Below are 13,231 nucleotides of genomic sequence, written 5' to 3' on the forward strand. Positions count from 1 at the left end.
CCTCTATAATATTGCTTCAATACTAGCACAAATCCTGCATTTCACTCAGGAAAACGTGATGTTTATGAACAGATGTGTTCAGCTTCAGTTCATACTAAGGGCCGCAGAATTTAGCTAAGTTAGCGCATGAATGTACGTTTACATTCTTATAGACTTATCAGCGCTATTTGAAAAATAACAGGAGAACCTGTTCATGGCTTCAATAAAATCAATGTATTCAGCGTTTAGCATCGCTGGCCTCGTCGCCACAAGCCTTGCTATTTCCCCGAGTGCATTTGCTCAAAACTACGAGAGATCATCCCGTCAACAAGAGCTTGCTGGTGCCCACCATGCAGAGCGTAAAGGCTCAGCTCAACGCGTATCCCAAAACCGAAAGCATAATGATCACCGGAACGCAGGTAACCGCGCAGATCGTAATGATTATCGTGGCGACAACCGCTCAAACCGCAATAACAATGATCGCGCTTACCGGAACTCAGATTATGATCGTCAGTGGCAACATGCAGACAAAAACTACAACAACCATAACAGCCATGACAATCGCTATAAAAACAATAGAAACACGCGTCCACCGGCTGTTTATCAAAAACACCGCACAACACCCGTTTATCGTAGCGCAACTCATATAAACGGTTTTTACAACCCAAGAAGCTTCCGTGACAGGCGCTTTTACGGCACACGGCAGCATGGTCATTATCATGCAGGATATGACCATTTATATTGTCCAAATCACTCTGGAACGCGCTACCATATAGGTGGAAGATATAACCGTGCAAATACAAGTATCGTGATTAGCAATTATGGTCGCTATGGCCTACATGCACCGCCGCGCGGTCATCATTGGGTTCGCGACAGAGACAATGGCGACGCGATCTTAGCCTCCGTAGCTACAGGCGCAATCATAGGGCTGGTGGTCGGTATCATCGCCTCTGAACATGACGACCACAATGATCGTTATTACCGGCGCTACTAATCTCCCAACCTAACCCAAACGAAAAAGGGCGTTGAATTTAAAACTCAACGCCCTTTTCTGTTTCAGCAATTGGAAACTAAATACCAAGTTTGCTCTTTAGAATTTCATTCACGGCTTGCGGATTTGCTTTACCGCCAGACAATTTCATCGCCTGCCCCACAAACCAACCAAGTGCTTTAGGCTTTTTATGACCTTCAGCAAATTGCGCTTTAACTTGTTCAACTTGGTCTGGGTTTGCAGCCATGATTTCGTCAACCACTTTTTCAATTGCACCCGTGTCTGTGACTTGTTTCAAGCCATCACGTTCAACAATTGCTGCAGGATCAGCATCATCTTCTTCAATCAGTTTCTGAAAGACGTCTTTCGCGATTTTTCCTGAAATGGTTTTGTTCGCGATCAAATCAATCAACCCGCCCAATTGCTTTGCGGAAACAGGACTGTCTTCTAATTCAAGATCAAATTTGTTCAGATAACCAAACAGTTCCTGAGTGACCCAGTTCGCAGCCATTTTAGCATCGCGCCCTTTAGCCACCTCTTCAAAGAAAGCCGCCTTATCAGACTCTGCTGATAAAACACCTGCATCATAAGCTTTTAGGCCATATTCATCTATAAAGCGCTGCTTTTTCTGGTCTGGCAACTCTGGTAGGTTTGCCTTGATCTTATCAACATATTCTTGCGTCAGAACGAGTGGCAATAAGTCAGGGTCAGGGAAATAACGATAATCATGCGCATCTTCTTTCGACCGCATAGACCGCGTTACACCTGTTTCAGCATCAAATAGACGTGTCTCCTGATCAATGACGCCGCCATCTTCGATAATTTCCACCTGACGGCGCGCTTCATATTCAGCAGCCTGCTCAATAAAGCGGAACGAATTGACGTTTTTAATCTCACAACGTGTTCCAAGATGAGAGAAATCACCCGTTTCTTGAAATTTGTCATAACCACCCACTTTACACACAGACACGTTTACATCTGCACGCAAATTACCTTCAGCCATGACACCATTACATGTACCCAAAGCAACCACGATAGACCGCAGTTTCTTGACATAAGCAGATGCTTCTTTAGGCGAGCGGATATCTGGCTTGGAAACGATCTCCATCAGCGCCACGCCTGACCGGTTCAGGTCAACATAAGTCGCGTTAGGGTCAAGATCGTGGATGGATTTACCAGCATCTTGCTCCATGTGGAGACGTTCAATTCCAACAGTAATGCTAGATCCGTCTTCCAGTTCAACTTCAATTTCCCCCTCACCAACGATAGGGTATTGGAATTGAGAAATTTGATAGCCTTGAGGCAAGTCTGGGTAAAAATAGTTTTTGCGATCAAAACGAGAGAACAAATTGATCTGAGCGTTCAGCCCAAGTCCTGTTCTCACAGCTTGCTCAACACAAAACTCGTTAATCACGGGCAACATGCCCGGTAGCGCAGTATCCACAAGTGCAACATTGCAATTTGGATCAGCCCCAAAATGGGTGGACGCTCCAGAAAACAGCTTTGATTTAGAAGTGATTTGAGCATGAACCTCAAGGCCCATGACCACCTCCCAATCGCCAGTAATTCCAGAAATGATGAGTGGTTTACGGTCCGACATACGCTTCGCCAGTTTAGTAGGATTTGAATCAGGATGATGTATAAAACATCTAATACCCTGTTTGACCCGATGCGGAACTTTTTTTCAATCCGTCAACCGATGTTTTCTTTAGTAAGATACACATCGATTGACGAAAAGTTTCATTTTCACCTATGCAACATCATCCCATTGCGGTGCAAAGGTAGGATCAAACAGTCTGCGATTGTTTGCGCGCAGCTTGTCGATCATAGACATTTCTTCTGCCGACAACTCAAAATCAAAGACATCAATGCATTCAGCAAGTGATGAGCGACGGGTCGCACGCGGTAAAGCGATAATACCTTCCTGCTGCATCATCCAACGCATAATGATCTGCGATTTAGACTTACCGTGATCAAGCGCAATGCGCGTAATCTCATAATGGTTCAAAGCTTCGCCATCAGCTGTTGGACCATAAGCTACAACGGCTGCTCCAGTTTTGTGTGTCGCATCGATCACCCGGCTTTGATTGATCAAAGGGTGGTACTCGATCTCATTGCACAAAATTGGACTTTCAGAATATTCTGACACGGCTTGGAACTGAGATGCTGTGAAGTTGGCTACACCAAGATGGTTTGTAAGCCCTAACTCCTTTGCCTCATTCATCGCATCAATTGTGCGGTGAAGTGAGTATTTCTCGTTTGGCCAGTGCAAAATAAGCATGTCCACATGATCTAAACGCAAGCGATCTAAGCTTTCCCGAACAGACCACAATAAATCATATGGTCTGTAATCATTGATCCAGACCTTTGTCGAAACGAAAAGTTCGTCACGTTTTACACCAGAATCTTTAATTGCCGCACCAATCTGGCGTTCATTATTATAAATCTGTGCGGTCTCAATATAACGGTAGCCTAACTTCAAGGCCTCTCGAACTTCTGAATTACAGGTAATCCCAGATAATCCACGTGTTCCTAAACCGATGCGAGGTAAGTCTACTCCAAAATGTGTCGTTGTGAGTGACATTATATCCACTCCTTAATTTGATTTTGCTTCCTTGCAATAAAGCTTTGATGCTTCACTACAGCGAACCAATCCCAATGTTGTTGATTTACATTGCCCTTTTAAAGCCTGTTATTAAGGGACATGGAACCCCTTAACCCAGTGCAATATATGGTCAGTATACACACTTTTTCAGCTAAAGCAATATCTGTATATACCTTGAATATACAGATATATTTTTATTGATAGGCTCTGTGTATCAATGCTTGGAGCTCAAATTAGTTCCACACAAATATAATAAACTGCGTTTCAATTTTCGTAAAGTTCATCCGCACACAGATCATTAACGGTTCGGCGAACAATACCACCAACTTCAATATCTACTAATGCGTCATCACGTGCGAGCCGTTTTAGTTTTCTCTCTAAAATGCCACTCTCAAACACCTGAGCAACACAATCATACCAGACTGGAGGCGCACTGCTCTGAGAAGGGTCCAACATCACAGAAACTTCAGAATTCACCAGCTGCAACGCTTTGGTACGCTGGTTTCCACCCTCTTCCAAGTCATTGACCAATACGCCCAAAGTGAGCGACAAAGCTGATATAGAGGCTAACAACACCTTATTCTCCCAAACTCTACTACTTACGCCACAGACAAATCCGTGCAGATACACAGATTAACCTTAAGTACAGAAAATGACATACTAAAATGCAGTCCACTTTCAGTTTGGAAAATCACCCCCCAAAAGATCTTCGCAAAAACAGATGAGCAGGTTCCATCAAAAACCTCAACACTTAATTACTAATTTTTAACAAAAAAATTTACAATAAAGTAGAACCAACTCACTGTTAACCATCACTATTTGATAGCAGAGATAATTGGTTCCCAGACATTTGCAGACAAATACTCAACGGCCTCTCAAGAGAAACTAGAGTCGCCTCGCCTTTGCATTTCACCATCTGGCAAACTGCAAAAAAAAACGACATGCATTTGGCAGTACACGTCGTTTTTTTTGAATTGGCACAGATATAATAATTAATTCCACCAAGCCTTGGCTTTGGAATCAAACTCTGCAGAATCTTCAATCACTTTTGCCACTCGGAAACAGCTTTCCTCATCAAGCGCTTTACCAATTACTTGCAATGACAAAGGCAAGCCTTGGCTGTTCAAGCTAACTGGCAAACTCATGGCTGGTAATCCTGCCAGATTTGCTGTGACCGTGAAAATATCATTGAGATACATCTCAACCGGATCAGCTGATTTTTCACCAAGTCCGAATGCGGCCGAAGGACATGTCGGTGTTAAAAGCGCATCACATTCTTTATAGGCTTGCTGAAAATCCATCAAAATACGTTTTCGCACTTTTTGAGCTTTCAGATAATACGCGTCGTAATACCCAGCTGATAGCACATACGCACCAATCATCAGACGGCGGCGAACCTCATCACCAAATCCTTCAGCGCGCGTGGTTGAATACACATCATCAAGGTTTTCACCCTCTTTGCGAATACCAAAACGCATCCCGTCATAGCGCGCAAGGTTGGATGATGCTTCAGCTGGCGCAACGATATAATAGGCCGGTAAGGCATATTTTGTATGCGGAAGAGATACATCAACAATCTCGGCACCCGCCGCTTTTAACCACTCAATACCTTGCTGCCAAAGCGCTTCAATCTCATCAGACATACCTTCAACACGATATTCTTTAGGAATACCAATTTTCATGCCCTTCACACCTTTAGAAAGGCTATCAGTCCATTTAGGCGTTTCGATGTGGAGAGACGTTGAATCCTTGTCATCTGCCGAACACATAGCTTCGAGCATCAATGCTGTATCTTCAACATTTTTCGCAATTGGTCCTGCTTGATCTAGTGAACTCGCAAACGCCACCATGCCATAGCGGCTGGCGCGTCCATAAGTCGGCTTAATGCCCACTGTCCCCGTAAAGGCCGCTGGTTGACGAATAGATCCCCCCGTATCAGATGCAGTTGCAGCTAGACACATATCCGCCGCCACCGCAGCAGCAGAACCACCCGATGAACCTCCAGGCGTTAATTGCGTCTCTTCTCCATTGCGCCGCCACGGGTTCACAACATTCCCAAAACACGACGTTTCATTAGAAGATCCCATGGCAAACTGGTCCATGTTGAGCTTACCCAACATAACCGCACCTTCATCCCAAAGGTTTTGCGTCACTGTAGATTCATATGTCGGCACGAAATTAGACAATATGTCTGAACACGCGGTTGTTCGAACACCCTTTGTACAGAACAATTCTTTGACACCGATAGGTGCACCTTCGAGAATACCGCCCTCGCCTTTAGCAAGTTTTGCATCTGATGCATCTGCCATTTCCAACGCTTTATCCGTTGTCACCAACGTATATGCATTGATTGCAGAATTGGCTTTATCTATCACATCCAAATGAGCTTGCGTAATTTCTCGCGCAGAGAAATCCTTGGCTTTAAGCCCTTTTACCGCATCAGTCAGTGTCAGTTTAGTAAGATCGCTCACGCAGCGCTCCCGTTTGATTGTGACGGCACGCTATCGAGCCGTTTTTCCATAAAAATACTCAGAGGATGATCATCATATCCTCCAAAAGGACCTCTGCGAAAATAGCCGGCGTTTTCATACAACGCGATAGCTTCTTTCTGCGGTGGTCCAGTCTCTAAATAAATAGCATCAAAACCTTTGCTCTGAGCGAGAGTTTCCAATTCCGCCAGCAGTTTTTTTGCAATACCTTTTCCTCGGGCCATTGGACGTACAAACATACGTTTTAATTCCAATTGCCCAAGCTTGTTTTCTTTCAGAGCTCCACAGCCTACGACCTGTTCGTCCAACTTAGCGATGTAAAACACACCATTGCTGAGAATTTCCTCTGGGGTCGTACGATGGCATACACTAATAGGATAGATAGAAAGCAAATAGGCATCCAGTTCGGCAATCAACGCCCGACCAATATCAGTGGTTGGATCTGCTTCACCAAGTTGAAAACCGTCCGCTAGCAATTGTCTATTCCACCACCTTAGGCACAACAAAAAAACCATCGGCTGAATTTGGTGCATTTGCCAAAACTTCAGCTTGCCTATTTCCATCATTCACTTCATCAGCGCGCATTGGAAGGCTGACTTCAACAACGGATGTCATCGGCTCGATACCTTCAACATCAACTTCGTTTAATTGCTCGATCCAACCTAGAATGCCGTTTAACTCCTGAGCCATTGGCTCAACACGCTCATCTTTGATCTTGATGCGAGAAAGACGTGCTGCTTTACGCACATCATCCGGGGTGACGCTCATGCCAACCTTGCCTCTTCAATTTATAAATCCACCAGCGAGGGGTACGACCAGTCGCGCCTTCGATCAAGTGTGTTTGCTCCTCAACAATGAAATGATTTAAATTTTGATGTATTTATAATGTGGCCTAGCCCCTAAAAGCGGCGCATACTCGGACAAATTCAAATAAAAAGGCAGTTTTATCATGAAAATTACCCATTCTTTGATTCCAGTCATCCTTTGCACACTCGGGCTATCAGCTTGCACAAGCACTGACAAAACGACACCTCAGTTCACAGAATTTGATCCGGCCGACCCTCGCATTGGTAAAGAAGTCAAAAGAGTTTGCCGTGGAACAGGTGTTGATGGGTTTGGTGAAACCACTCGAAATACTGTTGTTGTATCCACATCCGTAAACCAACAGCACATCTTAAAAGTCGCTAGCGGGTGCTTTAACCTGAAAAATGCCCAATCTATTGCAATGGACCAGTTCTCCAATTGCTTATCACGTGGTGATTCACTTATTGCCTATGAAAGTATATTTGGTCCCAACCAAAATGAGCGCCACCCCATCAAATGTCGCATAACAAACATTTATGAATATGACAAAGATGCCATCAAGAATTTGGATTCTCAAGCTACCGAACCCGAAACAGATATTGGTAATTAAAGCGCCTTCCCTCTATCCTTTGGGACGCATTCTGACTACAGCATTCCAATGGCAATATTAGAACTTGATCAACTCCCACCGCGTGGCCCTTTACTAGGGCTTGATCCCGGCACGAAAACAATTGGCATCGCTGCTGCTGATGGCCTGCGCATGATTGCCAGCCCAGTAGAAACAATCAAAAAGGGAAAAAAGCTGGCTCCAGCTTTAACCCGCCTGTTTGAGCTTTATGATGACCGTGCCTGTGTCGGCCTTGTTATCGGGCTACCCGTCAATATGGATGGAAGTCATGGCCCACGCGTGCAAGCTGTGCGCGCATTGGCTCGCAATATTCTTGAAAAACGAGACGTGCCAATTGCCTTTTGGGATGAACGCTTATCAACAGCAGCCGTTGAACGCACTTTACTCGAAGCAGACACCAGCCGCACAAAACGAGCAGAAGTGATAGACAAAATGGCCGCCGCATATATTCTGCAGGGCGCGATAGATCGACTATCAAATTAATGCTGTGTGAGTGCTTCAAATGCGACAACTGATTTTATCACTCTTTTCTATACTGATTTGTGCATGCTCCTCCGATAATAACTCACCCAAAATAGACGCAAAAAGCGAGACTTTTGTACTCGTCCATGGGTCTACAGGTGGCGGATGGGATTGGAAAACAATTGCCCAAAAACTAGAAGCCAAAGGATACAAGGCTTATCGGCCAACTCTCACCGGCCTAGGGGAAAGAATGCACCTCGCAAGTGAAAGTGTTACTTTAAAAACTCACATAGATGACATTGTAAACACTATCATTTTCGAAGACCTTCAAGATGTTGTCCTGACCGGTCACAGCTATGGTGGTGCCGTCATTACGGGCGTGATAAATGAAATACCAGAACGCATTAAACACGTTATCTTTCTTGATGCATTCGTTCTTGATGATGGAATGACAGCCAAAGATGCTTGGGTAAATTGGCCAACAGAAGATGCCATCATTGACGGGCTGGTAAATTTCTCTTGGCTCAAACCAGAAGATGGTTTCCCAAAGGATGTGCCACATCCATATAATACACTTACTCAGCCCGTTTCATACGATAACCCAAAAGCAAAAATGCTGAATGTATCCTATGTCGCTTTTATTCCAAAAGGCATGACGCAACAAACGCGTGCAGAAGATCCGTCTTGGATACGTGCACAAGATAGAGGTTGGACGATACGCACTTTTCCGGGCGATCACACCGTTTATCGGGACGAACCTGATGCATTTACCAAAATGCTCATAGAGGCGCTGAAAGACACAAATTCCAAATAATGCATTCTCCCAACTTATCTCACACCTCTTGCACGATAGTAATCGACTGGATAAGCCTGAGCTTAAGATCTAGCCAGAGTGCTCACTCTGGCGTCAGCCACTGGAAACACTAATGCTTGAATTCCCAATTGCTCTTGCTTTTGTCCTATCCATTATCGGTGGCTATTTATTTGGTTCAATTCCATTTGGACTCGTCATCACAAAAATGGCTGGGCTGGGCGATATCCGAGATATTGGTTCAGGTAATATTGGTGCCACCAATGTATTGCGGACTGGCCGTAAAGATTTAGCGCTTGCTACCTTAATTCTGGATGCTGGCAAAGCAGGTATTGCTGCTGCAATTTTCAATTTCATTTTTGATTTTCACGCCGGCTTGCTTGCTGGTGCCGCAGCATTCATCGGCCATTGCTACCCTGTCTGGTTAAACTTCAAAGGCGGTAAAGGCGTAGCCACCTTTATCGGCATGTTGTTCGGCATTATGTGGCAGGTCGCCTTGGCTTTTGCTGTATGCTGGCTTTCAATTGCGGTTGCCTTTAGATACTCTTCACTCGCAGCCTTGGTAACAGCAGCACTTTTACCTATTATAACATGGTTTCTTATTGGTGATTGGTTCGCTGTTGGTGTGACGGCAGCATTGTCAATTTTGCTTTTCTATAGACACCGTGAGAACATCAAACGCTTGATAGCCGGCAGTGAAGAAAAGATTGGGCAAAAGAAAAAAGCCAAAGAATAATCTTTCATTCAAAACTCAGTTGGGGGACTGATGCATCAAAATAACAAAACATTGTCCGATGGCGAGCGCGCCAAACGTCTACAATTGCTGCGCACCCCGAATGTGGGACCGATGACATATGCGCAGCTTATGTCACGTTTTTCCGGCGATATTGATGCTGTTTTAGATGCGCTTCCAAACCTCACAACACGCGCGGGCAAGCATCGTGATTTCAAACTCCCATCTCTCTCCGTCGCTCAGAGGGAAATAGACAAAGCACACAAAATAGGTGCCCGCTTCATCGCCTATGATGAAGCTGACTACCCGCTTCCCTTAAACGCACTTACCCCGCCCCCGCCAATGATTTGTGTGCGTGGTAAAATGGAAGCTTTTTTGAAACCCGGCATCGCCATTGTTGGAGCTAGAAATGCGTCCGCAGCAGGCAGAAAACTAACACGTGATATTTCACATGAATTAGCAAAATCCGGCTACACAATCGTGTCAGGCTTGGCACGTGGGATAGACGGCGAAGCGCACGCAGCCGCCCTACAAACAGGTCATACAATCGCAGTCCTTGCCGGAGGTGTAGATGCAATCTACCCGCCCGAACATGCCAAACTTTATGATGCTATTCTTGAACGCGGCGCAATCGTCAGCGAATCACCATTAGGCTATATTGCGACCGCTAAAGACTTTCCCAAGCGTAACCGGATTATTACAGGGCTTTCAATGGCTGTATTGGTTGCAGAAGCAGCCTTGCGGTCTGGGTCTTTAATTTCAGCGCGCGTTGCCCTCGAACAAGGCCGTGAAGTATTAGCTATTCCCGGATCCCCCTTGGATGAGCGCACGCGTGGCTCAAACGGACTTCTCAGACAAGGAGCGTGGCTGGTCGAAAATGCAGAAGACGTGATTTCAGCACTGGAAAACTCAACACCCCCAATGCTGGCAGAGCCTGAAGCGCCAGCATTTGAAACACGCAGCATGATTGATGTTTCTCTATCCACAATCCAATCTTTAACAATGGCGCTTTCTCCAACGCCGACCCATATAGACGAATTAGTGCGCGTCGTGGGAGCACCACTTAGGGAGGTAAACGCAGCTCTTACCGAGCTGGAACTCGATGGTATTGCTCAATCTCATGCAGGTGGATATGTGAGTACTGTTATTGAATAAAAACTGATTTCTCATCTAAAAACATGCCTAAAATTCGCCATTCAAGCGATTTTTTTTGGGTAATGCTGCAAATTGTCACCAAATGCTTAATTGACTTTTATGTCCAGCTCCACCAGTTTCCGCCGCTCAATGCTTCGGGGTGGATTGGCTTAATCAACCCCAATATCGCGAATTCGCCGGGAGAATATATAATGCAAGTCGTCGTCGTAGAGTCTCCCGCCAAAGCAAAAACCATCAACAACTATCTCGGCAAAGACTATATCGTGCTCGCCTCATACGGGCATATCCGAGACCTTCCTTCCAAAGATGGTTCAGTTGATCCAGACGCTGATTTTGCGATGAAATGGGAAGGTGATTCCAAATCCAACAAACGTATCAAGGATATCGCCGACGCTTTAAAGGGAGCCGATGGCCTGATACTCGCCACCGACCCTGATAGAGAGGGTGAAGCTATTTCTTGGCACGTATTGGACGTCCTTTCCAAAAAACGCGGCCTAATGAAAGACAAAAAAATCGAGCGCGTTGTTTTTAATGCGATCACCAAAAAGTCTATCCTTGAAGCCATGCAGAACCCAAGAAGCCTCGATCAGGAATTGGTAGATGCATACCTTGCCCGTCGTGCCTTGGATTACCTTGTTGGGTTCAACCTATCTCCAGTTCTCTGGCGCAAACTCCCAGGTTCTCGTTCTGCTGGCCGCGTACAATCGGTTGCTTTGCGCCTGATTTGTGAACGTGAAGTCGAGATTGAAGCCTTTAAACCAGAAGAATACTGGACCATTAAAGGCTTGATGGATTCTGTTTCAAAAACAGAATTTGAGGCACGCTTATACGAACTTGAAGGCAAGAAAACTCAAAAATTCTCATTCCCGAATAAAGAAGCAGCCGATAAAGCTCTCGAAGTCGTGCGCGTTGGTGGCTACACAGTTCAATCTGTCGAAGCCAAACCTGTCAAATCAAACCCGCCGCCACCATTTACAACATCAACGCTTCAACAAGAAGCCTCGCGTAAACTCGGTTTCAACGCGTCGCGCACAATGGGCGCAGCTCAAAAATTGTACGAAGCTGGTCTCATCACATATATGCGTACTGATGGTGTTGAGATGGCTCAAGAAGCCATTCACGCGGCTCGCGATGCCATTAAAGAGCGTTATGGTGCACCTTACGTGCCTTCCAGTCCGCGCATTTACACATCCAAAGCCAAAAACGCGCAGGAAGCACACGAAGCCGTCCGTCCGACAGATTTCTTAAAACACCCGTCAGAAGTGCGTTTAGAAGCAGACCTTCAGCGCCTCTACGATCTTGTCTGGAAACGTGCAGTCGCGTCTCAAATGGCCACAGCACAGCTTGAGCGCACAACAGCCGATCTAAAATCTAAAGACGGACAAGCTATATTGCGTGCAACCGGTCAAGTTGTGAAATTTGACGGTTTCCTCACCCTCTATCAAGAAGGTAAGGATGATGCCAATGGTGATGAGGATGCCAAACGCCTGCCAGCCATGAGCGTTGGCGATGTCATTGATCTCAAAAAAGCCGACGCCAACCAAAGCTTCACACAGCCGCCTCCGCGCTTCACCGAGGCCTCTTTGGTTAAGAAAATGGAAGAATTGGGCATTGGACGCCCATCAACCTACGCATCAACATTGGCCACTTTGCGTGACCGCGATTATGTTGAGATGGACAAAAACCGCTTTGTCCCTGCGGACAAAGGTCGATTAGTCACCATCTTCCTTGAGAACTATTTCAACCAATATGTTCAATATGATTTCACGGCCGAGCTAGAAGAAAAACTCGACCTTGTTTCAGATGGCAAACTGGAATGGAAAGTCTTTCTCGCAGAATTTTGGAAACAGTTCAGCCTTAAAATCGCAGAAGTCATGGAATTGCGCGTCACAAACGTGCTCGATCTTCTAAATGACGTACTTGGCCCTAAAATCTTCCCGCCTAAACTGGATGAAAAAACCGGCGAGCCAACAGGTGAAGACCCACGCTTGTGTCCATTATGTAAAGAAGGTCAGCTCTCAATGAAGTTGGGCCGCAATGGCGCTTTTATCGGGTGTTCAAACTATCCCGAATGTAAGCACACACGCCCATTCACGACAGATGGTTCAGATGCTGAAGACGCTGTGTCACCAGATGGCAAGCTATTGGGCCAAGACCCTGAAACAGGCAAAGACATCAGCCTACGCACAGGCCGGTTTGGGCCATATGTTCAGCTAGGCGAAGGCATCGGCAAAGAAAAGCCAAAACGCGGTTCTATCCCCAAAGGATGGAAAGCCGATGAACTGACACTTGCTCAAGCTATCCAGCTGATTAACCTGCCGCGCGAGATCGGTCCTCACCCAGAAGATGGTGAAATGATGTATGCGAATTTTGGTCGCTACGGGCCTTATGTTCAGCACCAAAAAACCTATGCCAATTTGCCAGACCCGATGGATGTTTTCGAAGTTGGCCTGAACCGCGCCGTTGCACTAATTGCAGAAAAAAATGCAAAAGGTGGACGCGGCGGTGCTGCAAAAGCACTGAAAGAACTTGGCAAACACCCAGACACAGATGAACCAATCAATGTGTTTGATG

Annotated in this window: 13 protein-coding genes; 7 read left to right on the forward strand and 6 right to left on the reverse strand. The window is 45.7% G+C overall.

Annotation, left to right across the window (positions count from 1 at the left end; translation table 11 throughout):
- The first annotated feature begins 193 nt into the window (after window positions 1-193).
- The gene (locus AC5EF3_RS05975) at window positions 194-973 is read left to right on the forward strand and encodes an RcnB family protein (protein ID WP_493547397.1); all 780 of its coding nucleotides are present in this window, start codon (window positions 194-196) and stop codon (window positions 971-973) included.
- Between the two features lie 76 nt (window positions 974-1,049).
- On the opposite strand, the gene gatB is transcribed toward AC5EF3_RS05975, so the two are convergent.
- The 6 genes from gatB to gatC form a co-directional block, all read right to left on the reverse strand.
- The gene (gene gatB, locus AC5EF3_RS05980; RefSeq protein WP_493547398.1) at window positions 1,050-2,570 is read right to left on the reverse strand and encodes an Asp-tRNA(Asn)/Glu-tRNA(Gln) amidotransferase subunit GatB; all 1,521 of its coding nucleotides are present in this window, start codon (window positions 2,568-2,570) and stop codon (window positions 1,050-1,052) included.
- A 150-nt stretch (window positions 2,571-2,720) separates the two neighbouring features.
- Complete coding sequence (locus AC5EF3_RS05985; RefSeq protein ID WP_015827812.1) at window positions 2,721-3,554, reverse strand: aldo/keto reductase; 834 nt, start codon at window positions 3,552-3,554, stop codon at window positions 2,721-2,723.
- A gap of 285 nt (window positions 3,555-3,839) precedes the next feature.
- Entirely contained in the window at window positions 3,840-4,151 is a 312-nt protein-coding gene (locus tag AC5EF3_RS05990) for a hypothetical protein (protein ID WP_493547399.1), read from the reverse strand.
- Window positions 4,152-4,567: 416 nt separating this feature from the next.
- Entirely contained in the window at window positions 4,568-6,046 is a 1,479-nt protein-coding gene (gene gatA / locus AC5EF3_RS05995) for an Asp-tRNA(Asn)/Glu-tRNA(Gln) amidotransferase subunit GatA (protein WP_493547400.1), read from the reverse strand.
- Window positions 6,043-6,540 (reverse strand): GNAT family N-acetyltransferase, encoded by a 498-nt coding sequence (locus tag AC5EF3_RS06000; RefSeq protein ID WP_015827815.1) that lies wholly within the window; start codon window positions 6,538-6,540, stop codon window positions 6,043-6,045. Before AC5EF3_RS06000 ends, gatA begins: the two co-directional genes overlap by 4 nt.
- A 4-nt stretch (window positions 6,541-6,544) precedes the next feature.
- Window positions 6,545-6,832: an Asp-tRNA(Asn)/Glu-tRNA(Gln) amidotransferase subunit GatC gene (gene gatC / locus AC5EF3_RS06005; RefSeq protein WP_015827816.1), complete on the reverse strand. Its 288-nt coding sequence runs from the start codon at window positions 6,830-6,832 to the stop codon at window positions 6,545-6,547.
- Between the two features lie 181 nt (window positions 6,833-7,013).
- Here gatC and AC5EF3_RS06010 point away from each other — a divergent pair, with 181 nt between their 5' ends.
- The 6 genes from AC5EF3_RS06010 to topA form a co-directional block, all read left to right on the forward strand.
- Window positions 7,014-7,478 carry a DUF6491 family protein gene (locus AC5EF3_RS06010; RefSeq protein WP_493547401.1) on the forward strand — a complete coding sequence of 155 codons (465 nt, stop codon included), beginning with the start codon at window positions 7,014-7,016 and terminating at the stop codon, window positions 7,476-7,478.
- A gap of 48 nt (window positions 7,479-7,526) precedes the next feature.
- Window positions 7,527-7,979 carry a Holliday junction resolvase RuvX gene (gene ruvX, locus AC5EF3_RS06015; RefSeq protein ID WP_493547402.1) on the forward strand — a complete coding sequence of 151 codons (453 nt, stop codon included), beginning with the start codon at window positions 7,527-7,529 and terminating at the stop codon, window positions 7,977-7,979.
- A 19-nt stretch (window positions 7,980-7,998) separates the two neighbouring features.
- Window positions 7,999-8,772 (forward strand): alpha/beta fold hydrolase, encoded by a 774-nt coding sequence (locus AC5EF3_RS06020; protein WP_493547403.1) that lies wholly within the window; start codon window positions 7,999-8,001, stop codon window positions 8,770-8,772.
- 112 nt (window positions 8,773-8,884) lie between these two features.
- A complete protein-coding gene (plsY, locus tag AC5EF3_RS06025) occupies window positions 8,885-9,505 on the forward strand; it encodes a glycerol-3-phosphate 1-O-acyltransferase PlsY (protein ID WP_493547404.1) in 621 nt (206 codons plus the stop codon).
- A gap of 30 nt (window positions 9,506-9,535) precedes the next feature.
- Window positions 9,536-10,657 (forward strand): DNA-processing protein DprA, encoded by a 1,122-nt coding sequence (gene dprA, locus AC5EF3_RS06030; RefSeq protein WP_493547405.1) that lies wholly within the window; start codon window positions 9,536-9,538, stop codon window positions 10,655-10,657.
- 191 nt (window positions 10,658-10,848) lie between these two features.
- A partial coding sequence (gene topA / locus AC5EF3_RS06035) for a type I DNA topoisomerase (RefSeq protein WP_493547406.1) occupies window positions 10,849-13,231 on the forward strand: 2,383 nt, incomplete at its 3' end.

This window comes from Hirschia sp. (assembly GCF_058892565.1).